At 60.8% G+C, this 209-nt stretch carries 1 protein-coding gene; it reads right to left on the bottom strand.

Features of this window, described 5'->3' with window-relative positions; genetic code table 11:
• Window positions 1-209: chorismate-binding protein (locus tag B2T33_RS00240; protein WP_286790868.1), on the bottom strand; the 209-nt coding region annotated here is incomplete at both ends.

The following is a 209-nucleotide window of genomic DNA, read 5'->3' as shown; positions in this document are numbered from 1 at the left end:
ATGACGTGGGAATAATATTCGATCTGTTCGCGGTCAGTGACGCGGACCGTGCCCGGTTTGGAGACGCGCCCGACATCGTTGCGGCCAAGATCGAGCAGCATCAGATGTTCGGAGCGTTCCTTGGGATCGTCGAGCAGGTCCTGCGCCATGAGTTTGTCGTCGTCGGGCGTTTTGCCGCGCCGACGGGTTCCGGCAATCGGGCGAATGGT

Source organism: Thalassospira sp. UBA4513, assembly GCF_002388495.1.
Classification (GTDB): Bacteria; Pseudomonadota; Alphaproteobacteria; order Rhodospirillales; family Thalassospiraceae; genus Thalassospira; species Thalassospira tepidiphila.
Note: the sequence above shows the minus strand (reverse complement) of the source record. Positions and strands in the feature narration are given on the sequence as shown.